General features: G+C 59.2%; 18 protein-coding genes. 15 read left to right on the plus strand and 3 right to left on the minus strand.

Annotation, left to right across the window (positions count from 1 at the left end):
* Window positions 1-26: 26 nt before the first annotated feature.
* The gene (argH, locus tag Q7C33_RS14435) at window positions 27-1,454 is read right to left on the minus strand and encodes an argininosuccinate lyase (RefSeq protein ID WP_407683612.1); all 1,428 of its coding nucleotides are present in this window, start codon (window positions 1,452-1,454) and stop codon (window positions 27-29) included.
* Between the two features lie 295 nt (window positions 1,455-1,749).
* On the opposite strand from argH, the gene Q7C33_RS14440 reads away from it, so the two are divergent.
* A complete protein-coding gene (locus Q7C33_RS14440; RefSeq protein WP_407683613.1) occupies window positions 1,750-2,715 on the plus strand; it encodes a LysR family transcriptional regulator in 966 nt (321 codons plus the stop codon).
* Between the two features lie 61 nt (window positions 2,716-2,776).
* Here Q7C33_RS14440 and rtcR read toward each other — a convergent pair whose 3' ends face one another.
* Window positions 2,777-4,396 carry an RNA repair transcriptional activator RtcR gene (gene rtcR / locus Q7C33_RS14445; protein WP_407683614.1) on the minus strand — a complete coding sequence of 540 codons (1,620 nt, stop codon included), beginning with the start codon at window positions 4,394-4,396 and terminating at the stop codon, window positions 2,777-2,779.
* A 202-nt stretch (window positions 4,397-4,598) separates the two neighbouring features.
* Here rtcR and Q7C33_RS14450 point away from each other — a divergent pair, with 202 nt between their 5' ends.
* From Q7C33_RS14450 to Q7C33_RS14475, 6 genes are all read left to right on the plus strand, one after another.
* Window positions 4,599-5,825, plus strand: a complete 1,227-nt coding sequence (locus Q7C33_RS14450) for an RtcB family protein (RefSeq protein ID WP_030138889.1) — start codon at window positions 4,599-4,601, stop codon at window positions 5,823-5,825.
* A gap of 3 nt (window positions 5,826-5,828) precedes the next feature.
* Window positions 5,829-6,860 (plus strand): RNA 3'-terminal phosphate cyclase, encoded by a 1,032-nt coding sequence (gene rtcA / locus Q7C33_RS14455; RefSeq protein WP_407683615.1) that lies wholly within the window; start codon window positions 5,829-5,831, stop codon window positions 6,858-6,860.
* A 107-nt stretch (window positions 6,861-6,967) separates the two neighbouring features.
* Complete coding sequence (locus Q7C33_RS14460) at window positions 6,968-8,341, plus strand: sigma-54 interaction domain-containing protein (protein WP_258650933.1); 1,374 nt, start codon at window positions 6,968-6,970, stop codon at window positions 8,339-8,341.
* Window positions 8,342-8,524: 183 nt separating this feature from the next.
* The gene (locus tag Q7C33_RS14465) at window positions 8,525-9,673 is read left to right on the plus strand and encodes an iron-containing alcohol dehydrogenase (RefSeq protein ID WP_407683616.1); all 1,149 of its coding nucleotides are present in this window, start codon (window positions 8,525-8,527) and stop codon (window positions 9,671-9,673) included.
* A gap of 75 nt (window positions 9,674-9,748) precedes the next feature.
* On the plus strand, window positions 9,749-11,191 hold the full coding sequence (locus Q7C33_RS14470) for a hypothetical protein (RefSeq protein WP_407683617.1): 1,443 nt from the start codon (window positions 9,749-9,751) through the stop codon (window positions 11,189-11,191).
* A gap of 87 nt (window positions 11,192-11,278) precedes the next feature.
* Window positions 11,279-12,235: a cyclase family protein gene (locus Q7C33_RS14475; protein WP_407683618.1), complete on the plus strand. Its 957-nt coding sequence runs from the start codon at window positions 11,279-11,281 to the stop codon at window positions 12,233-12,235.
* 310 nt (window positions 12,236-12,545) lie between these two features.
* Here Q7C33_RS14475 and Q7C33_RS14480 read toward each other — a convergent pair whose 3' ends face one another.
* A complete protein-coding gene (locus tag Q7C33_RS14480) occupies window positions 12,546-13,142 on the minus strand; it encodes a TetR/AcrR family transcriptional regulator (RefSeq protein ID WP_030138883.1) in 597 nt (198 codons plus the stop codon).
* Window positions 13,143-13,598: 456 nt separating this feature from the next.
* Between Q7C33_RS14480 and Q7C33_RS14485 the strand changes: the two genes are divergently transcribed.
* The 8 genes from Q7C33_RS14485 to Q7C33_RS14520 all read left to right on the plus strand — a co-directional run bounded on the left by Q7C33_RS14485 (window position 13,599) and on the right by Q7C33_RS14520 (window position 24,537).
* Window positions 13,599-14,615, plus strand: a complete 1,017-nt coding sequence (locus Q7C33_RS14485; protein ID WP_323154405.1) for an SDR family oxidoreductase — start codon at window positions 13,599-13,601, stop codon at window positions 14,613-14,615.
* A 74-nt stretch (window positions 14,616-14,689) separates the two neighbouring features.
* Window positions 14,690-16,183 (plus strand): class I adenylate-forming enzyme family protein, encoded by a 1,494-nt coding sequence (locus tag Q7C33_RS14490; protein WP_407683619.1) that lies wholly within the window; start codon window positions 14,690-14,692, stop codon window positions 16,181-16,183.
* On the plus strand, window positions 16,173-16,784 hold the full coding sequence (locus Q7C33_RS14495; RefSeq protein ID WP_217859476.1) for an HAD-IB family hydrolase: 612 nt from the start codon (window positions 16,173-16,175) through the stop codon (window positions 16,782-16,784). The genes Q7C33_RS14490 and Q7C33_RS14495 overlap by 11 nt, the downstream gene beginning before the upstream one ends.
* Window positions 16,785-16,787: 3 nt before the next feature.
* Window positions 16,788-18,578, plus strand: coding sequence for an FAD-dependent monooxygenase (locus Q7C33_RS14500; protein ID WP_407683620.1), 1,791 nt, complete (start codon window positions 16,788-16,790; stop codon window positions 18,576-18,578).
* Between the two features lie 73 nt (window positions 18,579-18,651).
* On the plus strand, window positions 18,652-19,731 hold the full coding sequence (locus tag Q7C33_RS14505) for an acyl carrier protein (protein ID WP_407683621.1): 1,080 nt from the start codon (window positions 18,652-18,654) through the stop codon (window positions 19,729-19,731).
* Between the two features lie 85 nt (window positions 19,732-19,816).
* A complete protein-coding gene (locus tag Q7C33_RS14510; RefSeq protein WP_407683622.1) occupies window positions 19,817-23,233 on the plus strand; it encodes a beta-ketoacyl synthase N-terminal-like domain-containing protein in 3,417 nt (1,138 codons plus the stop codon).
* Window positions 23,234-23,290: 57 nt separating this feature from the next.
* A complete protein-coding gene (locus Q7C33_RS14515) occupies window positions 23,291-23,767 on the plus strand; it encodes an SRPBCC family protein (protein WP_258650928.1) in 477 nt (158 codons plus the stop codon).
* 71 nt (window positions 23,768-23,838) lie between these two features.
* Window positions 23,839-24,537, plus strand: a complete 699-nt coding sequence (locus tag Q7C33_RS14520) for an outer membrane protein (protein WP_323154399.1) — start codon at window positions 23,839-23,841, stop codon at window positions 24,535-24,537.
* Window positions 24,538-24,547 lie beyond the last annotated feature (10 nt).

Genomic DNA, 24,547 nt, shown 5'->3' on the forward strand with positions numbered 1-24,547 from the left:
GCTCCCACAGGTTTAGTGGCGCTGGTTCAAAGACGAAATCCTTGATAGTCCTCGGTCCATCGCTGCTGGGCGGCGAGGGCGGTTTTCAGCCGGCTGATCTGTTCACGCACCTGTTGCGGCGCAGTGCCTCCCCAGCCGCTGCGCGCAGCGATGGCGGCCTCGAGGGTCAGGCTTTCGCGGACTTCCGGGGTGAGGCGCGGGTCGATTTCCGCCAGCAGCGCCGCGGAGGCGTCCCACAGTTCGATGCCGTGTTTCTCGCACGCCTGGACCAAAGCCCCAGTGATTTCATGGGCTTCCTTGAACGGCACGCCGCGCACCGCCAGCCAGTCGGCGACTTCGGTGGCGAGGGTAAAGCCCAGCGGCGCCTGGCGTCGCAGTTCCTCGACGTTGACCTTCATCGTCGCAACCATCCCGGCCATGGCCGGCAGCACCAGCAGCAGGGTGTCGACGCTGTCGAGCACGCCGTGCTTGTCTTCGCTCAAGTCGCGGTTATAGGACAGCGGCAACGATTTGAGCGTGGACAACAACCCGGTCAGGTTGCCGATCAGCCGGCCCGCCTTGCCCCGCGCCAGTTCGGCGATGTCCGGGTTCTTTTTCTGCGGCATGATCGAACTGCCGGTCGCGTAGGCATCGTCCAGTTCAACCCAGCGAAACTGCCGCGACGACCACAGGCAGAACTCCTCGGCGAGGCGTGAGATGTTGATGCCGAGCATACTGGCGATGAACAGGAACTCGGCGACGTGATCTCGGCTGGCCACGGCGTCGATGGAGTTCTCGCAGACACCGCTGTAACCCATTTCCTTTGCCGACTGCTGAGGTAAGCGAGCGATTGCCGAGCCCGCCATGGCCGCCGCACCCAGCGGGGACAGTGACGTGCGCGCGTCCCAGTCCACCAGGCGCTGCACGTCGCGCAGCATCGATTGGGCATGGGCCAGCAAGTGATGGGCAAACACGATCGGTTGTGCCTGCTGCAGGTGAGTAAATCCGGGGCAGATGCTCTCGACATGCTGCTCGGCCTGGTCCACCAGCGCCTGCTGCAGGCCCAGCACCTCTACGGCCAGGGTGCGCACATGGTCACGCAGGAACAGCCGCAGGTCGTTGGCGGTCTGGTCGTTGCGCGAACGACCGGCCCGCAGCTTGCCACCCAGGGCACCCAGGCGCTCGGTCAGCAGCCGCTCGATGAAGGTATGGACGTCTTCGTCATCCAGGGTCGGGGCAATGCTGCCGGCGCGGTAATCCGCGCCGATACGCTCCAGCGCGTCGAGCATCGTCAGGGTTTCCTGCTCGCCAAGCAGTCCGGCGCGCTGCAATTCCCGGGCATGGGCCTTGGACCCGGCGAGGTCGTACGGGGTGAGCCGGAAGTAACGTTCAGGACAACGGGACAGGGCCGCCAAGGCTTCGGAAGGTCCGCTTTTGAAACGGGCACCCCAGAGACGGTCGGTGGTTTGGGACATTGTTGTTTTCCTCGTCGGTAACGCGAACTGAAACGGGTACTCCAGGCCATGACGCCGCCACAAAAATCGGCGAGCGAAGTCAGGCCAGAGCAGTTTTCAAGGGGGCAGTTGCATCAGTGCGAGAGCTGATCGAAGTGTCAGCTTTTAATGTTTCCAGATCAGCGGTTTGGCGCTGATCCTCGGGATTTATTGGCAGTTGCCAAGCCTGGTTTTCTGTGATCATTATTATTAGGCCAGCGTGTTTTTGTTGTTGGGCACAGGTTGTTGAATAGGGCGCCAGAGGTAAATAAGCATTATGGAAACCCCACTTTCCAATTCCGGAAACCCGCCGCCGAAAGCGCCGCAACGGGCGCCACTGGCCCTCAGCGGGCTGGACTTCAAACTGCTCAAAGTCTTCAAGGCCGTGGTCGAGGCGGGCGGCTTCAGCGCCGCGCAGAATGAGCTGAATGTGGGGCTGGCAGCCATCAGCAAACAGATTTCCGACCTGGAAATCCGCATCGGAATGCGCCTTTGCACACGGGGGCGAGAGGGGTTTCACCTGACGGAAGAAGGACGCCTGGTGTATCAGGCGTCGATCGATTTATTTGCCTCGGTCGACAACTTTCGCGACCGACTTAGTTCCGCGCAAAACGAACTTGTCGGCGACCTGGGCATAGGCGTTATTGACAACACGATCTCGGATTCAAACTCTCCGTTAGTTGCTGCGCTTAGACAGATCAATGAACAATCGCCCAAGGTCAGGTTTCAACTTCAGGCCACGCAACTTGATGAAGTTGAAAGAGGTGTTGTCGAGGGACGGTTGGTAGCGGGAATCGTGCCGATTTATCAAAAGCGCGAAGAATTCGACTATTACGCACTTTATGAAGAACGCTCGGAGGTTTATTGCGCCGTCGGTCACCCGCTGTTTTCCATGGCGGATGCGGACATGGGCGAAGATGTGCTCAAGGAGCACGAGTGCATCAACCATCGCTATGCGGTTCATCGCGACAAATTGAAATTCGCCCGCTACGACAGCTTTTCCGCGTCGGCCACCCAGGTGGAAGCCGTTGCGCTGCTGATCAAGACGGGCCGTTTCCTGGGCTTCCTGCCCCAGCATTACGCCGCGCCGATGGTGGCGCGGGGAGAGTTTCGCGCCGTTCGCCCGGACCTGATCAACATTGTCACGCCGTTCAGTCTGATCCTGCGCCATAACATCGTGCGCAGCCCCTTGGTCAAGGCATTTGCCGAGGCACTGGGCGTGGATTTGAAAGTTGCGGTTTGATTGTTTGTTGTACGCAACACTTTGTTATTCGATGGAGAATCAAGAAGGGCATCGGCATAGCTCAACGACGCGGCGCTGAAAGCGCGTGAACCTGGCTCCAGGTGATATTGAATCGAGCCAGGAATTTTCGGATTCGATCGGAATCGTTAGGCGATGCCTTGGCTGTCCGGCTGTGGGCGAAGAGCTTGCGCCCGGCGTCCGCCTGGCTTGCCGCTGTGCGACACACCCTCAAGACCGATTCCAGTTGCAGGCGATCGAACAGGTCGATCTCAAGTCCGGCATTAGCCAGGTGCTCGGACAATGGGTCGGAGGTTGCCGGCAATCGCCAGTCCTGGCGCAGTCGCTCCAACTCATCCTCCACAAGCGCCATGTCGATGCGGCCGCTATCCGCCAGGGTCGCCATGCGCGTGATTGACGCTGAGAGCTGCCTGAAGTTTCCGGACCAGTTCGCATCCCTACTCGTGGCGAACGACAAATATCGGCGCCGGGCTTCGGCACTGAAGCGAACCCTGTGGCCGTTGTCCCTGGCATATCGCTGTAGCTCGAAATCGATGTTTGGTTCGATGTCCTCGCTGCGGTTGGCCAGGCCAGGCAGGACGAATGTCCAGATGTTGATCCTGGCGAGTAAATCTTCGCGGAACCGGCCTTCGATGACACGCGCCTGCAGGTCTCGATTGGTACCGGCGATCAAGGTGAAGTCAGACTCGACTTCTTTATCGGAGCCCATCGGCAAGAATCTTTTTTCCTCGATTGCTTTCAGGAGCATCGCTTGTTCATCGAGCGGCAGCTCGCCGATCTCGTCGAGGAACAACACGCCCTTGTGTGCCGAGCGCAACAACCCTTCTCGCGCTTGTTGCGCGCCGGTGAACGCACCTTTGGTATGGCCAAACAACGTCGACATCGCGGTATCGCCGCGCAAGGTGGCGCAGTTGACCTCGACGAACGCGCCATCGACCTGGTGGCGACCACGCTTGAGTTCGTAGATCTGCCGCGCCAGGAATGATTTTCCCGCCCCCGTGGGGCCGCTGATCAGGATGGGAGCCCGGGATCGAGCGGCGACCCGTTCAATCTGCTCGATGGTCCGGTTGAAAGCCAAGTTGCGTGTCGCAATGCCGGACTTGAGCAGCTCCGTGCCTTGCAGGCGTTCAGCCTGGAATCGCTTGGCGATCTGGTCGTAGCGCTGCAGGTCGAGATCGGTGACGACGTGTCTGCCTGCCGGGGCAGAATCGTCCTCCCGCGCGCCACTGGGTTGGGTCTGTATCAGTTTGGCAGGGATGTGGCGGGACTCCGCCAGCAGGAACCAGACGATCTGCTGGACGTGGGTACCCGTGGTGATGTGGACAAGGTAATCCTCGCCGGCGGTGTCAAACGGATAGCCCGCCGCGAAGTCATGCAGCGAGGCATACACCTCCTCGAAATCCCAGGGATTTTGCAGCGCCATGGGGTGCAGGCGAACCTCGGTTTCAGGCGATACCTGGGCGATATCCGCCGCGACTTTCAGGGCAAGATCGGTATCCCAGCGTGCTTCCCCGTGAATCAGTTCAAGCCGATCGATCAGCAGGTCGGGCTGTTGGCACAGCGAGAGGGTGGGGCGCCATTTGTTCCAGCGCTGCGAACCTTTTCCCACACGGTCGAGCTTCGATCCTAGAATTCCGATGGCGACTGTCTTTTTGGCGCGCATTGCGATCTATCCTGAAAGATATGTTCCGATAGAAAAGTATAGATATTTTATCGACCCATCGCATAGCAACGGAGCGAAGAATGCTTTCAGATCTTTAATAATTGTTTATAGATCAATCACATAAGTAATTTATGATCCGCCAACGATCACATTGGCATGCCGCTCGCTATGGGGCTCCCACACAAAAAACAGGAGCGAAACAATGACCACCCAAACCTATCAATTGCTTGAAGTCGAAAACGGTAAGCCGATCAAGATGTGGACCCGTGGTGTCCCGGTCGAGCCGGAGGCCAAGCAACAGCTGATGAACACTGCGCAGATGCCGTTCGTGTTCAAGCACATGGCAGTCATGCCCGATGTTCATTTGGGGAAAGGCTCGACGATCGGTAGCGTGATCCCGACCAAGGGTGCGGTGATTCCCGCAGCCGTCGGGGTCGACCTCGGGTGCGGAATGTCGGCAGTGCGCACTTCGCTTCGCGCCGCCGACCTTCCCGATAACCTGTTTGGCCTGCGTACGGCCATTGAGAAAGCTGTTCCGCATGGACGCACTTCCGGGCGCAACGGCCGTGACAAGGGAGCCTGGGAAACCACGCCGCAAATCGTCGACCAGGCCTGGTCGGCGCTCGAAGGCCGGTTCGACCTCATCACCGACAAGCACCCGCGCCTGAAAAAGACCAACAACCGCAAACACCTCGGGACGTTGGGCACCGGCAACCATTTCGTCGAGGTCTGCCTGGACGAAGCCGACCATGTCTGGGTGATGCTTCACACCGGTTCCCGTGGCGTAGGGAACATGATCGGCACCTACTTCATCGAGAAGGCCCGCGAGGAAATGCGCAAGCACATGGTCAACTTGCCTGACCGGGACCTGGCCTACCTGCGCGAAGGCACGTCCAGCTTCGATGACTACGTCGAGGCGGTTGAATGGGCCCAGGACTTCGCCAAGCAGAACCGCGCGGTCATGATGCTTGCGGTGCTCGATGCCGTGCGGTCGATCATCACCAAGCCTTTCGAGTCCCGGCTGGTCGCCGTCGACTGCCACCATAACTATGTGGAGCGGGGCACCTATTTCGGTGAGGACATCCTCCTTACGCGCAAAGGCGCCGTCTCCGCGCAGAAGGGGCAGATGGGGATTATTCCGGGGTCGATGGGCGCCAAGAGTTTCATTGTGCGTGGACTGGGGAATGAAGAGGCATTCTGCAGTTGCTCGCACGGTGCCGGCCGAGTGATGAGCCGTACCAAGGCGAAAGCGGTGTTCACCGTCGAGGACCAGGTGCGGGCAACCGCCCATGTCGAGTGCCGCAAGGATGAAGCCGTCATCGACGAAATCCCGATGGCCTACAAGGACATTGACGCGGTCATGGAGGCCCAGCGCGACCTGGTGGAAGTCGTCCATACCTTGCGCCAAGTCGTCTGCGTGAAGGGCTGATCGATGAGCCAGGATCTGACTCTGATCGACGGCACCCACGGAGGAGGGCAGGTGCTCCGTACCGCCCTCAGCCTTTCCATCATTACCGGTCGACCGTTCCGGATGACGGGGATACGCGGCAAGCGCTCCCGTCCCGGATTGTTGCGCCAGCACCTGACCGCGGTGCAGGCTGCGGCTGAAATTTGTGGCGCCAGGATCCTCGGGGCGGAACTCAACTCGACAGCCATTGAGTTCCGGCCCGGGAGCGTAAGGGCAGGGGACTATTCATTTGCAATCGGGACCGCCGGCAGCACGATGCTGGTGTTGCAGACCTTGCTGCCTGCGCTCTTGCAAGCGGATGGCCCCAGTACAGTCCGGATCAGTGGGGGGACGCATAATCCAGCCGCGCCGCCCTTCGATTTCATCCAGAAGGCGTGGCTGCCCTTGATCCAACGCATGGGGGCGCAGGTAGAACTGACGCTGGTCAAGCATGGATTCGTGCCAGGCGGAGGCGGCGTGGTGGAAGCCACCGTACGACCTTCGGCCCTTCACCCGCTGGCGTTGGACGGCGAGAGGGAACCCGTGACTATCGTTTCGGCCGGAGCGCTGGTTTCGGCCCTTCCTGCCTCGATTGGCAACCGGGAGCTTGATCGGCTCGCGGCAAGGCTCGGGCTGGAGCGGCGTGATCTGTCCGTTACCGACCTGGGGGATCAGGCGGGGCCAGGCAATGTCGTATCGATCATCGCTATTAAGGCTGGGACAACCGAGGTGTTCAGCAGCATCGGGCAAGAACGCCTGCGTGCGGAGCAGGTGGCTGACGAGGCGATCGACGAATTCAAAGCGTGGGCTCAATCGAACTCAGCGGTAGGCAATCACTTGGCGGATCAACTGATGCTGCCGATGGCAATTGCCGGTGCGGGCCAACTCACCACGGTGCGCCTGAGCAATCACATCCGAACGAATGCCGCTGTCATCCAGCAGTTCATCGATGTTGATGTGCGGCTGACCGAATCTGGTAATCAGGCCAGCATCGCTGTTGGGCCTCATCCTCGCTAGACGGTTTCCAGTCAGCCCGTTGAATCAGCGCCAATCGTTTGTGTCGCCTCAAACCGCGGCTCTACGTTTACACTTGACGGTCACACCCCCTGGAAGGAACGTCCCCGGTGAATGTCAACGACGCCAGTTTCGAAGAGCTGCTCAACGCTTTGCATGACGGCGTCTACATCACCGATGGCGACGGCAAGACGCTGAAGGTCAATCAGGCCTATGAGCGCCTGACCGGGCTCAGCGGCGCGGATCTCATCGGCCGATCCATGCGAGAGCTGGTGAAGGAGGGCGTCATTTCGCAATCGGCTACCTTGCGGGTATTGCAGGGCGGTAGGCCGGTGTCGGTGATGCAGAGCTTGAGCCAGGGCAAGAAGCTGCTCGTCAGCGCCACGCCGATTCTCGATGCTGGCAAGCGGATTTCATACGTGGTCAGTACCGTGCGCGACATGACAGAGCTGCTGCGCATGAAGCATGAGCGCGATGAGCTGCAACAGCTCAAGCAACTGCGCAACAGCACCGCGAAGCTCCACGCCGGCCAACGAGACAATCTCCTGTGTTCGCCGCTGATGGCCGATCAGGAGGTGTCCGGCCGCGTCCTCTCGCTGGCTCGCCAGGTTGCCAGCAGCTCGGTCAAGGTCTTGCTCCAAGGTGAAACCGGCGTCGGCAAGACCCTCGTTGCGCAATTCATCCATAACGCCAGCCCGCGTGCCAGCGAACCCTTCCTTGCACTCAACTGCGGCGCACTGCCGGAAAACCTGATCGAAGCCGAGCTGTTTGGCTATGTGCCCGGAGCGTTCACCGGCGCCGGCCCCAAAGGCAAGCGTGGCCTGCTGGAGCTGGCGCATCACGGCACGCTGTTTCTCGACGAAATTGGGGACTTGCCGTTGCCGGTGCAGGTCAAGCTGCTCAAGGTGATCGAAGAAAACCGCTTCATTCCGGTGGGTGGCCTGGAGCTGAAGGAAGTCGATGTGCGCATCATCAGCGCCACCCACCATGACCTCAAGCAGCAGGTGGCGCAGGGGCGTTTTCGGGCTGACCTGTATTACCGGCTCAATGTGGTGCCGATCCACATTCCGGCACTGCGCGAACGTCGGGAGGAGATCGCGCCGCTGCTGCATTACTACCTCGACCGGTTCAACACCCGTTATGAACGCCAGGTCCAATGGAGTCTCGAGGCCCTCGACCTGATGTGCGAGTACGACTGGCCTGGCAACATCCGCGAGTTGATCAACCTGGTCGAGCGGCTGGTGGTGACCAATCAGACCGGGACCGTCGAGGCGCTTGATATGCCGGAAGAGCTCCTCGACCTCAATCCACCCAACACCCGTGAGACTGGCCTGCCGCTGCGCAAGGTACTGGAAAATGCCGAGCGCAGTGCGATTCGTGCCGCGCTGCTGACCCACAAGACCACGCGCCTTGCGGCCAAGGCGTTGGGGGTGAGCCAGGCCACCGTGGTGCAGAAGATGAAACGCTGGGAACAGTCTGATTAGGATCCTGATCAGACCCAGCCAAATCGATCAGAAAACTAATCGGCACTGGTCCATAAAAACCCTCCTGCTCGCGTGAAAATCGCGCAAGGCCCCGTGCAATAAGGGCCTTGTAGGCATTGGCACGCCTTTCGCTATCTCCTGTGGCACGTCTTCCAATAAAACAACATCAACTGGACGAGCCCGATGAATATCTCTGCTTTCAAAATCGCTAACAAATTGATCACCGGACCTGGCGCAATCGAGCAGCTTTGCGCGGAACTGACGCGCCTGGAGGTCAAGAATCCACTGATCGTCACAGACGTCATCCTGGTGAATTCCGGCACCGTTGATCTCGCGCTCGCGCAACTCGGCGACCGCCGCTACGGCATTTTCGACCAGGTCAAGCCGGAGCCTGAAGTAGCCATCGTCGAAGACTGCACCCGTGCTTATCGTGAGGGCGGCCACGATGGATTGATCGCCGTGGGTGGCGGTAGCGCCATCGATATCGCCAAGGGCGTCGTGGCGTTTGCCGGGCATGCAGGTCCGCTGAGCGAACTGTTCGGTGTTGATCTGGTGAAACGCAAAGGCCCAGCGTTGATTGCCATCCCGACGACTGCCGGCACAGGCTCGGAGGTCACCAACGTGGCGATTTTTTCCGACAAGCAAGCGCAGTTGAAGAAAGGCATCGTCAGCGACTACCTGTTGCCCGACGTTGCCTTGGTCAGCCCGGCCATGACATTGACTTGTCCGCGCAGCGTGACGGCGGCCAGTGGTGTCGACGCACTTGTGCATGCGGTCGAGTCGTATATTTCGGTAAACGCTTCGCCAATCACCGATGCCATCGCCCTGGGCGCGATCAGGCTGATCACCAAGGCGCTGCCGAAGGCCTATGCCAACCCAATCAACCTGCAGGCTCGGGAAGACATGGCCACCGCCAGCCTGATGGCCGGCATGGCGTTCGGCAACGCGGGGGTAGGGGCGGTGCATGCGCTGGCGTACCCGCTGGGCGGGCGGTTCAACATCGCCCACGGCGTCAGCAACGCCTTGCTGCTGCCGTACGTGATGGCGTGGAACAAGACAGCCTGCGTCGAGCGTTTTCGCGACATCGCCGAAGCCATGGGCGTGCGCGTCGCGAACCTGAGCGACAAGGATGCGGCAGACCAGGCTGTCAGGGCCATGGCCGATTTATGTGCCGCCGTGGATATCCCCTCCGGCCTGCGCAGTTTCAACGTGCCCGAAGACGCCATCCCCGCGATGGCCGACGAAGCCAGCAAGATCGACCGCCTGATGCGCAACAACCCGCGCAAGCTGACCGCCGCCGATATCGAAAAGATCTATCGCGCTGCCTATTGATCTTTGTCACTCACGACTCCGGTGCTGCCGGAGCATGCGCCCGCCATTACAAATCCAATAAAACAGGTGAACCGAATGTCCGACACTCCTGCGCAACGGAGCGAAAGCCCGTACATCCCGCTCGGTCCTTTCAAGGTCCGGCTACCGTTTATCCACTACAAGATCGAGCTTCCAGACTATCTCCAAGGCTTGCTCATGTGCGCCGTGGACCTGGCGGCGATTCCGCTGATGACCGAACTGCTCGGGATGCCTTTTGAGGTTGCGCTCGCCGTCGTGATGCTCAACGGCTTGCTGTACCTCGCGCACCATTTGCTCGGCGACCCGACCGTACCTGGCTGGATCACCCCAGCGGTGCCGCTGTTGATGGCGTACTGCGCGCAGTTTCCGATGGGCCCGGAGCGTGTCCACGCCTTGATTGCCTTCCAGTTGATGCTGGGGATTTTTTCAATCGCCCTAGGGGCGACCGGCATGGCGAAGAAGGTGGTGGAGTATGTGCCCTCGGCGATCAAATCGGGGATCATCGTCGGCGCTGGCTTGAGCGCGGTGATCGCCGTATTCCAGGTCGGCGGCAAGTTCAATGTGCTGCCCTGGACCATTTCCATTGCGGTCGGTATTGCCTTCTATTTGATCTTTTCCCAGCACTTCAACGAGCTCAAGCAACTCAACCGTTTCTGGTGGAACTTCGCCAAGCTCGGCATCTTGCCGATCGTGCTATTGGCCGTGGTGATTGCGCCGTTGTTCGGTGAAGCTCCCTGGCCAACTCTCCAGTGGGGCATCAGCCAACCGGATTTCGCTGGCCTGTGGAACAACTACACGGTATTTGGCCTGGGCATGCCGCCGCTCTCCATGTTCATCTCCGCGCTGCCGACCATGCTCGCGGCCTACATCATCGTTTTCGGCGATGTCCTCAGCGCGAAATCATTGCTCGACGAAGCTGAAACCGTCCGCACCGACGAAGTCGTCGACTACAACGCCGATCGCGCCCACCTGATCTTCGGCGCACGCAATGCGTTCATGAGCATCTTCGGCCCGGACGTCGCGATGTGCGGCCCGAAATGGGCGGCGATGCTGGTGGTGGTGATCGAGCGATTTAAAGGCGGGCCGAAGGCGATGAAGTCGATCATCGGCGGAGTCGGGTCGTTCCGTTGGGGGACCAACAGCGGTCTGTTGCTGTTGCCGGTCGTGACGTTGGTGCAGCCGATCCTCGGTGTAGCCCTGTCGCTGACGCTGCTGATCCAGGGTTACGTGAGCGTGCGTTTGGGCATCCTTGAAGCGCGTAGCCAGCGCGACCTGGGTATCGCCGGCGTGATTGGAGCGGTACTGGCGATCAAAGGCGCGAGCTGGGCATTCGGGATTGGCGTTGTGTTGTGCTTGCTGATTTATGGCAAGAATTTCTTCAAGGGGGAGGTGGATGGGACGTTTGCCAAGGACTTGAAGTCGGTGGATGGAAAGCCGGGCAAGGATGTGGAGCCGGTTATGGTGAACAAGCGGGTAGTGGGGGAGGCTATGGCTGATTGATCGGGTTTGTATGCGCTGAACGGTATGGACGCAAGGCGCATTTGTCGTGCGCTTTGATAATCACGGAAATAAAAAAAGGAAAACGCCATGACCACTGCAGTTCCCACAATGGATGAACTATTAAAGGACGCGCCTTCAAACTGGGGTAGATGGGGAGCGGAAGACGAAGTTGGCTCGCTGAATTACCTGACCGCGCAAGAAGTCCTGCGCGGAGTTGCGCACATCAAGAAGGGAAATGTATTTACCTTGCAACGCATGATCGGGAATCCTGCTGGCGATCCGGTCTGGCCAGGCCGAACCCCGGCAGAACGCACCATGATTCTCGACGAGTCGAGTTGGGACGATAATCATGGCCCTTGCTACCCCGGCGGTTTGCACTACGCCGATGACAAGATCGACGCATTCCTGCAAGGATCCACGCAATATGATGCGCTTGGCCACCTCTGGTACGGCGGAAAAATATGGAACGGCTACGACGCGCGAACAACGGTGGGAGGTCTCGACAAGGCCAGTGTTGCACCTATCGGCGAACGAGGAGTCGTCGGACGCGCCGTATTGCTGGACATGGCAAGGCATCGTGGCAAACGCATGCTGGATAAAGGCGAAACATTTACCCATCTAGATCTCGGGGCATGCGCAGAAGCTCAGGGCCACACGATCGAGCCTCATGACATCCTGATTATCAGAACCAACTTCCTCCAGGCTTTCTATGAGCAAGGCGAGGCGTTTTATGATGGGTTCTGTGAGCCAGGTCTTACGTATTCGGAGGAACTTGTCCGATGGTTCCACGACAAGGAAATTCCAAACCTTGTCACCGATACCATCGCCAACGAAGTCACGACCGACCCGGTATCAGGTGTGGCACTGCCTCTGCACTGTGCATTGATGCGCAATCTGGGTATCGCCTTTACGGAGATTTGCGACTTGGAAAAGCTGGCTGAAAATTGTGCCGAAGACGGGCAGTACACATTTCTCTATGTGGCCGCGCCGTTGAAAGTCCATCGCGCTACCGGATCACCGGTCAATCCGGTGGTGATTAAATAGTTTTTGCGTGCTGGGGCAGGTTTGGTCCTGCCTCAGTGTGCGTTAAGCGACTGGGATCTGGCGCAACGCAGTACATTCGCTCATAGGTAGTGCAAGCACATAAACATCCTGTTTAACATAATATACATTATGCGCATATTCTTGTTTAGGATTGGGCATCGTTACAGGCTGCTTTTCAGCGTGCTCACGGCAGCTTTCAAGGCGCGGACTTTGGTGGGTTCCTTTCCTGCCGTAATGACATCCTGCAGAACAGCGTCTTCGTCCTGGGGATCTGCGTTTTGATGGTCGTCTATCTGGCCAAGTCTCACGTCTACAACGGCTCCGCCGTTTGAATCAGTGAATTGAGCACCAGCTTGATTTCCGCAGCCGGATCTTTATGCCCCTGCAGGATCAAGCCTTCCGACAATGCAGTGAAAGTTCGCGCCAGTGCTGCGTATGCCAACGGAGGCTTCTTGCCGGCGTGATTGAAGATGATCGTGATCAGTCTTCCTAGCGCCTCGCTGTTTTCTTCATGCAGATCGTAGTAATGCTTTGCGAATTCTTCATCACGCAAAGCGATCAACTGCATTTCGGCGTCAAGGATGGCGCAGTTGGTATTGTTTTTAAGCGTGTCGATGTAAGCATTCAGGCCCTGAGTCAGTTGCTCTGCCGTGTAGCCCGCCGCCAAGGTGCTGCCCAAGCGATCTATCTCGACTCTCTTGAAGCGCTGGGTAAGTTGAAGCAGCAGTTCCGACTTGCTTGAGAAGTTTGAAAAGAATGCACCTTTTGAATAGCCGGCCTCTTCGGAAATTGTATTCACGCTGGCGGCATGAAAGCCTTTCTTGATCATCAGATCCGTAGCAGTGTCGAATAACTTGTCTCTTGTTACTTGCTGACTTTCCTCTCGCCCCAATCTCTTCTTGATCACGCCCTCGGCTCCTTTGGCCCGATGTATATATTTGTAACTAGATGAAACGAATCAACGATCCAGCTAGCAAAACAGGTGTTTTCTACCTTACCACCCACCTTGGCTGTTTGCATTTAAAGTTTTGGAAGTGGCATCTAATGACGACGCATTCCAGGCTGTAACAGACCTTCGCAGGAAGACAATTTTCGGCCGGATTCCAAGGGCAGGCGCTGTGACACACCCTTCCCGCCCAGCGTGAAAAATCGCTGGAGTGCCTGAAAAATGGCGTCACCCGCATGACGAATACACTGAGACTTGCCGTCTCAGGCCCGAGCTAGACACCTCGTCTTTGGTCTTTTCGCTAAATACCGCTTGATTTCCAGATACCGAATGGTTTTTACTTGCGCCGTTGGATTGTCCGACACCTGTTCAGCGCCAACCGTGCTCGGACAGGTACCTCAAAGGAGCTGGATTTTAATGGAATATGCCTTTGTTACAGGCGCTACAGGCCTGCTCGGAAATAATGTCGTCCATGCGCTTTTGAAACGAAACATCAAGGTCAAGGCCCTTGTACGCTCCGTTGAAAAAGCCAGAAAGCAATTCGGTGCGCTGCCTGTTGAGTTGGTTGAAGGCGATATGCTCGATGTTGGCGCTTTCAGCCATGCGCTGGAAGGCTGCGACGCTTTGTTTCATACCGCCGCGTACTTTCGCGATAGTTACAAGGGCGGAAAACACTGGCAGAAGTTATATGACACCAATGTGACCGGCACCGAGCGCTTGTTGCAGGCCGCTTATGCCGCTGGGATTCGCCGTGCCGTCCACACTTCGTCCATCGCGGTCCTGAAGGGTGACAGGGACGAGGTGATCGACGAAACCATGTCACGTGATGAATCGGAAGCTGACGATTACTACCTGAGCAAGATACTGTCCGAGCAGAAGGTCCGGGAGTTCCTGTCGTTGCACCCGGACATGTTTGTCGCAATGGTGTTGCCCGGCTGGATGTTCGGCCCTGGCGACATTGGCCCCACCTCGTCAGGTCAGTTCCTGCTGGATTTTGTCGGACAGAAGTTACCAGGTGTTCTTCCAGGCAGCTTTTCGGTGGTGGATGCCCGGGACGTGGCGGAACATCAAATCGCGGCGATTACCCGCGGCAGATCGGGTGAGCGTTATCTGGCCGCCGGCAATCATATGGACATGAAAAGTATCTTCCGGGCGCTGTCCAGTGTCAGCGGCGTACAAGCACCTGAGCGCCCTGTCCCGTTGTTCATGCTACGGCTCATCGCCTTCGTCTATGAATGTTATTACCGCATCACGAAAAAGCCTGTGCTGATCAGTACCTCCACGGTCAAGCTTATAGAGCAAGAGCAAGGAAGAACGCACTTCAGTCACAGCAAAAGTTCAAGCGAATTGAAATGTGCATTCCGTCCCGTCACGGAAACGCTGACCGATACGTTGGAGTGGTATCGGAAAAACAATTACCTGCACGTTAATTGAACCCATTCAAACAGTAGCCTGCCTCTGCAGTACTTTTTATCTAACCATGACTTCAAGGATTGAGAGGTTGGTGAATGAAAAGCCTTACCCATAAAGAAGGTTTTCTGCATCGTTTCGTCGGTTTTTCCCATTCGTATCCCGAGCACATCGCTATCCGGGACTTGGATGCAGAAGAAACCGTCACATACCGGGACCTGCGAATCAGGGCTGAAGAATGCAATGGTTTTCTCCACGCCCTGAACGTATCGCCCGGGGAGAAAGTAGCCCTTGTGCTGCCCAACGGCGTGGATTTCATCGCCTATTACCTGGCAGTAATTGGCCATGGCGCTGTCCCGGTGATTCTCAACTACAAACTGACGGCATTCGAGCTGGGTAATGTCCTGGGCATTTCCAAGCCATCGCTGATCGTCACGACTGGCACGCTGTTTGAGCAACACCAGGACATATTCCAGCCGACCCACGCCTTGATCGTGGGCAATGGCGACGAGCCGCCTGAAAACGCCACGGTTGAAGCGACGCTGCCACGCCACGCCCAGCCCCTGTTGCTACCAGACGATAACCCGATTGTCTCGATGCAGTTCACCTACCGTGGCATCGGTAAGCCGCTGGCGGTCTGTCATCGCTACCTCGACCTGACGCAGTCAAGCGATGGCCTGCATGAACACTTTCATCCCCAAGGCGTGGGGTCGGTCCACCTGGTGACGCTGCCGCTGTACGCCATCTTCGGATTGTCGGTGATGATGGTGTTCCCGCTAAGCATCGGCGCCACGTTGCTGATGACCAACACCCTGCTCAATCGGGACTTGGCGCAAGTGTTGTCCGAACACCAGGTCACCTTTGCCTGCCTGGTGCCCGACGTTATTCGTTATTTCAATTCGCGACTCGCCAAGCGCAAAGGCCCGCGTTTGCCCCTGCATCCTCAATTGATGATGTATTCCGGCGGCAGTCATCTACCAGCCGATGAAGGCGAGAAGCTCGGCAAGTTGTTGGGATGCGCGGCTGTACTGCAAGGCTACGGGCTGACCGAAAGCATGCCGGTGATTGTCCAGAGTTCTGTCGGCGAGGTTCATCGCGGCGCCATGGGACGGCCGATAAGTGGCGTCGAACTGCGGGTGGTCGACGCGCAAGGCCAGGATGTCGTCGCGGGGCGTATCGGCGAGCTGCTGATACGCGGGTCGATGGTCATCCCGGGCTATGACGCTGCGCCAGAGATCAATGCGCGATTTTTCCGGGACGGCTGGCTGCACACCGGCGACCTGGTCTGGCGAGATGAAGAAGGCCATGTCTTTTTCTATTGCCAGCGCCTGCGCATCTCGAAAATCAAAGCGCAGATGGTCGATCTGGCGGAAATCGAATCCGTCGCCCTGAAGCACCCCGATGCGGTGCGTGCCAGGGCCTACATCGTCCCGGACCACAAGGAAGTCAATGTCTTGCACTTGTCAGTGGAAGGCGACGGTGAGTTGAGCCAGAACAGCGTGACCACCCTGCTTTCGCGTTACCTCTCCGGCTTCAAATTGCCAAAAATCATAGAGATTGTCCCTCTCAAGGAAGCGCTTCATGCACGCTGACAGCACACGACCGGTATTGGCCGTTTTCGATTTCGACGGCACGTTGACCGACAGGCACACGTTCTGGCGCTACATGCGCTTCATCGTCGGAACCCGGGCGTTCTGGCTCAGGATCATTCCCCTGTTGCCAAAGATGCTCAGCGTCATTCTGGGCATTACGCCGTTGATGCAAGCGCGTCTGGCCTTTATCGCCTGTTACCTGGGCGGCCTGACGGTAGAGCAAGAGCGCGAACACGCCAGGTTCTTCATCACCGAGCAATTGCCACTCTGGCTGAGGCCGCAAGCGTTGCGCCGGCTGCAATGGCACCAGTCCATGGGGCACGTGACGGCGCTGGTCAGCAATTCGCCAGAGAACTACCTGATCCCGTGGGGCCAGGCGGTGGGTTTCGACCACGTATGCGGGACCCGGTTGGCGACGGCCAAGAACAAGCTGACGGGTGGAATCTCCGGCACCAATTGTGTCGACCGGGAAAAAGTGGCGCGGCTCCGGGACTGCTTGAGCAACCTCGATGACTTCTACATCTACGCCTACGGCGACTCGTCCGGGGACGACGCGCTGCTCGGCATTGCCAACTCTCCCTTCTACAGAAACTGGTACTGATCGATGAACACTCTGAGCACTTTAGCCCCCAAGCATTTCAAACAGCCGGGCAACGCTGCGACGGTGATGATCGTCGGTGCCGGCCCCATTGGCCTGTCCCTGGCAATCATGTTGAAGCAATGGGGCGTGGCTTTTCGCATCATTGAAAAAAACGCCGGCCCCTCGACCGCGACCAAGGCGATGGCGATTCACTCCAGGACCCTGGAAATCTTCCGCGACCTCGGCATTGCCGAGCAAGCGCTGGCCGACGGTTTTACCATCAACCAGTTTTCGGTGCAGTCCAACGCCAAACGGGTGCTGAACTACAACTTTTCCTACCTGGACGCCACCTATCCCCTCCTCCTCAGCTTGCCGCAGCCGCAGACTGAGAAGATCCTGTTGGAGCGTCTGAATCTGCTCGGCGCAGACGTTGAATGGAACACTGAACTGGTCGACATCGAAAACCAGCCAGGCGCCGTGCACATGGCACTGCGTCATGCCGACGGCAGCGAAGAACTTTTTACCAGTCGCTGGGCAGTGGCCTGTGACGGCGCCCGCAGCAACATCCGAAAACGCCTGGACATGACGTTCGAGGGCTCCTCCTATGACCGTTTCTTCATGCTCGCCGACGCCGACATCGAATGGTCAGGCAGCAAGGACGAAGGCGCGTTTTTCCTTGGCGCGCAGGATGGGTATGTCGCGGTCGCGCCGATCAGCGACCAATCGCGTTATCGCCTCTTTATCGAGATGCCCTACAACCTGCCGCCCGAAGGCGAGCGGCCGCCGCTGACCCTGGAGAATTTCCAACGGCTGTGCGAAGGACGTGGGCAGAAGATGACCCTGTCCAATATCTCCTCGACCACCATTGCCTCGTTCCAGCATCGCCGGGTGCAGTCGCTGCAGCAAGGCTCGATCTTCCTGGTGGGCGACTCCGCGCACATCGGCAGCCCGATCGGCGGTCAGTGGATGAACCTGGGCATTTCTGAAGCCTATAACCTGGCGTGGAAAATGGCTTATGTCGATCAGGGCCTCGCCGATCCGTCGCTGTTGGAAAGCTACAACGACGAACGCTACCCGGTCGCCCTCGAAGTGGAAAACACCGCGCATCGCCTCACCGGGCTGATTACCGTCAGGCATCGCGCCATGGTCTGGTTGCGTGACAACGTCCTGCCGTTGCTGAGCAATCGCCAAAAGATCCAGCGCAAGCTGCCGTCGATGATTTCCGGCCATCAATACCACTATGGCAAGAGCGAATACATCCAGGAATCGCTGACCAAAAAGCAGCGCAGCAGCTGGGCCAGAAAAGGCAAGAAAACCCCGTTCCAAGCCCCCGCCCCTCGTTCGGGACAACTGGCGCCAGATGTCGAGCTGTGGCAACACCAGGGCATGCCACCCAAACGCCTGATCGATCTGTTCCAGGGAACCTTCACCCTGCTGATCTTCAGCGCGGCGGATCAATTCTCGCCGCTGTTGCCAAGTCATTACTCGCTGGCCGCCTCGGTGGAGCGCGACTACCCGGCGATCAAGGCCTACTGCGTGGTCGATGCCCTGAGCAGTGTCGGGTTGCCCGCGGAGCAATCTACCCTGCTGGACCCTGACTGGCGCCTGCACAAGCGCTATCACGCCAAGGAAGGCACGTTGATGCTGGTCCGGCCCGATGGCTACATCGCCTTCCAGGGCGCCGATGCAATAACGCTGATGACTTACTTGAGCGTGCGGTCCGGGTTGCTCAAGGGCGCCGGGAAGACAGCTTTTTCCGAAATCGATGCGGTGGAGCTCCCACTTCAAGTCGTGACTGCCGATCTGCCCTGCTGATTCTCATGGCCCAGCCCTGGGCCATGCCTTGATGACTGAATATACCGACTCACTTATGGTTAAGGAGAACCTTATGCGCTTGCAGCTCAACGACGTTGTGCAGGAGTTCATCGTGTCCAACGGGAAAATAGCCCACAGCTATTTTTCACTGTCCGAAAAAATCATCGATTCCCTTTGCGAATCCAACATCGCAAAGGAATCCATCCTGATGCGCCTGCTGGAGCAGGCCGAAACCGTTACCGCGCATTACTTCAACGCTCATCAACAAGTGCTCGAGGGCGTCTACGCCCACGGTGTCCAAGCGCCTGCCAAGGACAGCGTCGCTGCACTCGAGCCGGTTATCTCGCAGCCATCGGTGCTGGCCGCGGCGCCGGTCGCCGAACAACTGCCTGCACTCACCTATGCGCAATGGCTGCGTACGGAAATAAGCACGGTCACGGGTTTCAAAAGCGAGCAGATCGATTTCGACCAGAGCTTTGAAAGCCTGGGCATCGACTCGCTGGGCTTGGTCGATATCTTCGAGTCGTTGGCCCAGCACTTCCCGGAAAAGAAAGACCTCACTTCGCAGCTTTTCGATGCGCCGACACCGACAGCCTTGCTCGCCAGGCTTGAGGCCAACCCGCAGGCGCCGGCAATGGACGTCCAAGCCTGGGTCCTCGACCAACTGGCCGGCATCACCGGTTTCACCGTCGATCAGCTCGATCGCCAACAAAGCTATGAAAGCCTGGGAATGGATTCTCTGGTGCAGCTGGATTTCCTCGAGTCGGTGGTCGCCCTGTGGCCACAACTCAAGGCCCGGAGCAGCGAGTTGGCCAACGCCAAATGTGCGCAGCAAACCATTGCGCTCATCGAAGACGCCCTTGCCAATGACGCGCCACACAGCGCTGCCGATGAGCCTGCAACCCACACCGCAGAAGCATCGACGCAGATCGGCGAGGTGTTGCTCGGCGCCCTCTCGCCACTGGTCGCGGACGCGCCATCGGCGCTGGATGTCGAGACGCCCTTTGCCCAATTGGGGCTCAACGGTTTTGATCGGGAGGCGCTTTGCCAATCGATGGCCCAACGCTGCCCCGACAGTGAGTTCGCCGGCGAAGCGCTGATGTCGCGCCGCACGCCACAGGACGCGCTGTCGCTCTTGGAAAGAATGGGCTGAAGCCCGCTGGCAGGCGCTGCCAACACATGGAATGGAAACCGGGTGACCGACAGGTGACCCAGCTTTAGTGAATCAGGAGATAGCAATGAGTGGCGCGGTAACGACAGAGGGTGACTTGTGCTTCAGCGCGATGGCGGGCGAATTCCCGGGAGCGCCTTCGACGGATGCCCTGTGGAATGTGCTCGTCCAAGGCGGGATAGCACCCATCCAGGCCATGCCGGCACGTTGGGAGCTGGATAAAAGCGCGATATTTTCGGCCAAGGCTGGCGAGAAGGACCGCACCTACCTGGACAGTGCCTTTTGCCTGACCGACGATGCATCGATTCCCTCGCGTCACGATGGCCGGCAGGTGGCGATCGGCAAGAAAGTCCTTCAGACGCTGCTCACTCAACTGGCGGCCCAAGGCTCGGTGCTGGATACCAAGCGCACGGCGCTGGTGGTCGCCACTTCATGGTGCGACGAAAGTTATTTCGCGACAGGAACCGCGAACAGCGCCGGCGCGCCTGTCGGGTTCACCCCGGGCGAACAAGTGGCCGCACTGGCCAGTGCTTTCGCGTTGGGTGGGCCGGTGTTATCGGTGGACACCGCCTGCAGTTCCTTCCCTTATGCAATCGACATGGCCAAGGCGTTGCTCAGCAGCGGTCAGGCGGATAACGCGATCGTGATGGCCTTGAACACGGTCCTGCCGCCCGCGCTGTTCCTTGGCTTCTCGCAACTGACAGCATTTTCCGCCCGGGCCAGCATGCAGGCGTTCGGTCAGGACGCCGACGGCATCGTGCCCGGAGAATGTGCAGCGGCATTCCTGGTCGAGCCAGTTTCCCAGGCATTGGCCGCCCGGCGGCAGCCGCTGGGGGTCCTGCGGGCGCTGGGCTTGTCCGCCGACGGCGCCGAAGGCTCGGTGTTCGCGCCGGGCAAACAGGCTCAATATTGTGCCTATGAGCGCGCCTACAGCGACCTGGACCCAGGCAGCGTCGACTATATCGAGACCCACGGCACCGGCACCCCGTTGGGTGATGCGACCGAGTTGGCCTCCCTGGACAGTTTCTTCGCCGCCCATCGCAACACCGGCGAAAAATTGACCATCGGCTCGATCAAGTCCGTCATCGGCCATCCGCTGGCTGCCGCGGGAGGTGCATCGCTCGCCAAGGCGCTGATGATCCTTCGTCACCGGAGCGTCCCGCCCCAGCCTGACTACCGCCCCAGCGCAAAAGTCGACGAAACCTGCCTGCAACTTGCCACACGGCAACCGCAGTCCCTGGCTGATCGCCAAGCGGCCATCCGGATCGGGATTTCCAGTTTCGGCTTTGGCGGCGCCAACGCGCACCTGGTGGTGGATGAATACATCGACCACGGGCACGCGCTTGCCGCCCGGGCAGTCCCGGGCGTGTTGAAACTCGATCTCGCCGTGGTCGAGGCTGAAGCTGCGTTCAGCGGTTGCGATTCACTGCAGTCATTCCAGCAGCAACTCGATCAGCCAGCCGCGCCCGCCGTGCTGTTTCCTTACGGTCGCTTCGTCGATTACAGCGGCGACCTGAGTCGGCCGTTATCCGGGAAGTTCCTCGCCCAGGACCCGCTCATCGACATCGCCGGTTTCGGCATGGGCCCCAAGCCCCTGGCCCATGTCGACCCGTTCAAGCTGCTGGTCACCGACCGGGTCAACCACCTGCTGCGGCGTCTGCCCGGCGTGGCGGGGTCAGCCGAGACTGCCATGGTGATGTGCTGCAACATGGGCGGCGAACGGTTCAGCAATGCCTACAGCAGTGCCCAACAGTTCTACGCTCGAAGCCAAGGCACACCGCCCGGCGTGGAGGTGACGGACGTGGCGACCATGTTGCCGAACATGCTCTCCGGCTACCCGGCGCAAGTTTTCGACTTCAAGGGATTCCACCAGACGTTGGCCGGCACCCCAGGTCTGTTCTGGCAGACGCTGTTGGCTTCCCGGCAATGGTTCGAGCAAGGCATTACCACCCTGCTGCTGGGCGCCGGGCGGTTTATCAGCGGTGAAATCGAGATCGATCGCGCCCTGCGCAGTACAGCGGTACAAGGCGAAGGGCTCGGCGTGGTCGCCCTGCGTCCCTATCAGCCTGACTCCGGTGATGCGCCGCTGCTGGTGATTCGTGCGGCGGTCCTCGCCCATGCCGCGACGTCGTTGGACGAAGCGTGCCAGTTGGCAGGCAAAAAACGCGACCAGTACCCGCACGTCGAGGTCTGCGAATTGCAACCGGAAACGGCCCAGGCCAAGGGACCGCTGCGAGAAATAACCGGTTTCCTGGCGGAAGCCAGCGGCATCGAGACCTTGCTGGCGGTGATGTTGAATGCCTCGGCGCACACGGTGATCGAGGTTCGCGAAGGCGGCACGCCGATCATGTGGCTGTTCACCGAAAAGCTCCGGGACTGGAAACCGCTGCCGGCCGACCTCGCCCCTCCCCTCAAGCATCCGTTCAGCCTGCGTTTCGCCCATGAGGCGCCGCGTTCGCTGCAACCGCTCGCCGCACCTGCGCGCCCCGGCCAAATCGTCCGGGAACCGCAACACGACGGCGTCGACGTATTGCAGCTCAGCGACCTGCTGACGAGCACGGTCCTGGCCGGGTTGCGCGTTCGCGTCCGCGCGATGGAAGGGCTTTTCGCCCTGCAGCAGGGCCCAGCGGCCCAGCGGCCGACGCAATGGCCTCGTCGTCCCGAAAACACAGTGATCAGCCACGTGCAACGGGCCCCGCGTTCGCTGCGCGCACAATTGCTGGTGAACGAGGCACACCCTTATTTCTTCGACCACCCGCTGGATCATGTGCCCGGCATTCTCCTGCTCGAAGGCGTGATGCAATTGATCGAGCAGGCCATGCCCCCGCTCAATGGCCGCGTCGCCTACGTCAAGACGCTGGGCATCAAGTTCCAGCAATACGTGCAGAAGGAAGGCGTGATCGACCTGCACGTAGAGCAAGATCAGGACGCTCATGTCTTCCAGGCAAAGGTCATGCAGGGCGGGAAACTGATGTGCACGTGCGTGCTGGGAATGGCCTACAACTCGGCCTTCGAAACCGCACCGCACGGCGAGTTCACCGCCCGCCGGTGTGGCAACAAGGCGTTCCTGCACAAGGCCAGGGAAGAGAACGTGATCGTCAGTGAGATGAGCTCGGTGGCCCAAGGCTTGAGCGTCGACACCGTCAAGCTGCCCGAGGGGCACTTCTTCCACGAGGGCGACCCCACGCATTTTTCGATGGTGTATTTCCTCGAGATCGCGCGCCAGTGCTACATGCAGATTGCCCACGGCCATCTGCAGATCCCCCTCAATGTCCCCATGAACCTGTTGGCCCTGAGTTTCAGCCTGGACCGTCCTATTCCGCGCAACAGCCCGCTTTCGCTGGCGCCGCAAGCCGGCATGGAAGCGCAGTTGCAGTCCTTCAAGACCAACCGCATCCACATCGATCTGTTCAACCGGGGCGAAAAAATCGGCCAGGCGAATATCACCGCGCAAGTGCTGAGCCAAGCCGCGCCTGCCGCCTGAAGCGTGGCTCGATGTCCACTTCGAGCACGACCGTGCCCCAACAGCCAAGGTAATCCCATGAACGATGTCACCGTAAAAGTCATAGTCCGGTCGCCACCGCCGGTCATATGGAAGATCTGGAGCAACTTTCCAGAATCGCCACTGTGGGACACCGACGTCCGCCACTGTGAGCTCAATGGCCCGTTCCTAGCCGGGACGCAGGGCAAATGCGTCCTGAACAATGGCCTGAAAATGCCCTTGAAGCTGGAGGCGGTGGAGCCTCAGGAAAGCTATCGCAACAGCGCGAAACTGCTTTGGATAAACCTCGAATTCGATCATCGGCTGCGCAGGCTCTCGCCCAATGAAACCCAGGTTATCCATAGCGCGAAAATCTCCGGCCCCTTGAGCCTTCTGTACCGAGGGCTGATGCGCAAGGCATTGACCGTGGCGATGACCACGGCCTTGAACAACCTGAAGGCTTTGGCTGAGCTGCGGGCGGATGTCGCCTGCATCCCCGATGGCGAGAAATCTGAAACGCACCTGCACCTGGTATGACCGCCTCGGGACGTCATGTCCCGAGCGCGAGCTACGGCATTTTTTTTGATAACGGCACATTTGGACCGAGCATGAACCTACTGAAAAACACCCAATACCTGGCGCTGAGCATGATCGGCATCGGCCTCATCGTCCCGGCGTGCAGCTTCGCCGACACGCTGGGCCCTTACGCCAGTCTGATGGGCGGCGCGAACTGGGTCGCTGAGCAGGACCTGACTCAAAACGATCTGGATTTCGTCGAGATGGAGTTCAACCAACCCACCGAATCCGGCTACGCCACTGGCCTGGCCTTGGGCTGGCGCTTCCCTGTAGGGCTGAGGCCGGAGATTGAACTGGGCTATCGCAAGAACACGCTGACCCAGTTCAACAACCGGGTCTATGAGGGCGGCGGGAGCATCGACGGCAAAGGCGAAGAGAAAGCCACGACCTTGATGGCCAATCTCTGGTACGACGTGTTGAACCTGCCGGCGCCGTTCGACCGATTCACACCCTACGTCGGTGGCGGCCTCGGCTATGCCACCCTCACGGTGAGTGGCCTGGAGGCCGGCGGTGTCGAATTCGGCGGTACCCATCGTGACACGGTTTCGGCTTACCAACTGGGTGCCGGCGTCGGGTACGAGTTCACCGAGCACTGGTCCATGTCGGTGGATTACCGGTGCCTGAAGACGCGCGAAGCGCATTTCGGTGACATCGAGCGCTTGCCCCAGGGCGATGTGAGCACCGAGTACGAGTCCCAATCGGTGATGCTCGGCCTGCGTTACTGGCTCTGATAGACAGACC

This window comes from Pseudomonas sp. BP11-1-1, from assembly GCF_052112105.1.
Lineage (GTDB): Bacteria > Pseudomonadota > Gammaproteobacteria > Pseudomonadales > Pseudomonadaceae > Aquipseudomonas > Aquipseudomonas alvandae.

Bases quoted from the DNA above. Each gene is read 5' to 3' on its own strand.
- argH (WP_407683612.1), bottom strand. From the start codon at position 1,454: ATGTCCCAAACCACCGACCGTCTCTGGGGTGCCCGTTTCAAAAGCGGA.
- Q7C33_RS14440 (WP_407683613.1), top strand. From the start codon at position 1,750: ATGGAAACCCCACTTTCCAATTCCGGAAACCCGCCGCCGAAAGCGCCG.
- rtcR (WP_407683614.1), bottom strand. From the start codon at position 4,396: ATGCGCGCCAAAAAGACAGTCGCCATCGGAATTCTAGGATCGAAGCTC.
- Q7C33_RS14450 (WP_030138889.1), top strand. From the start codon at position 4,599: ATGACCACCCAAACCTATCAATTGCTTGAAGTCGAAAACGGTAAGCCG.
- rtcA (WP_407683615.1), top strand. From the start codon at position 5,829: ATGAGCCAGGATCTGACTCTGATCGACGGCACCCACGGAGGAGGGCAG.
- Q7C33_RS14465 (WP_407683616.1), top strand. From the start codon at position 8,525: ATGAATATCTCTGCTTTCAAAATCGCTAACAAATTGATCACCGGACCT.
- Q7C33_RS14470 (WP_407683617.1), top strand. From the start codon at position 9,749: ATGTCCGACACTCCTGCGCAACGGAGCGAAAGCCCGTACATCCCGCTC.
- Q7C33_RS14475 (WP_407683618.1), top strand. From the start codon at position 11,279: ATGACCACTGCAGTTCCCACAATGGATGAACTATTAAAGGACGCGCCT.
- Q7C33_RS14485 (WP_323154405.1), top strand. From the start codon at position 13,599: ATGGAATATGCCTTTGTTACAGGCGCTACAGGCCTGCTCGGAAATAAT.
- Q7C33_RS14490 (WP_407683619.1), top strand. From the start codon at position 14,690: ATGAAAAGCCTTACCCATAAAGAAGGTTTTCTGCATCGTTTCGTCGGT.
- Q7C33_RS14495 (WP_217859476.1), top strand. From the start codon at position 16,173: ATGCACGCTGACAGCACACGACCGGTATTGGCCGTTTTCGATTTCGAC.
- Q7C33_RS14500 (WP_407683620.1), top strand. From the start codon at position 16,788: ATGAACACTCTGAGCACTTTAGCCCCCAAGCATTTCAAACAGCCGGGC.
- Q7C33_RS14505 (WP_407683621.1), top strand. From the start codon at position 18,652: ATGCGCTTGCAGCTCAACGACGTTGTGCAGGAGTTCATCGTGTCCAAC.
- Q7C33_RS14510 (WP_407683622.1), top strand. From the start codon at position 19,817: ATGAGTGGCGCGGTAACGACAGAGGGTGACTTGTGCTTCAGCGCGATG.
- Q7C33_RS14515 (WP_258650928.1), top strand. From the start codon at position 23,291: ATGAACGATGTCACCGTAAAAGTCATAGTCCGGTCGCCACCGCCGGTC.
- Q7C33_RS14520 (WP_323154399.1), top strand. From the start codon at position 23,839: ATGAACCTACTGAAAAACACCCAATACCTGGCGCTGAGCATGATCGGC.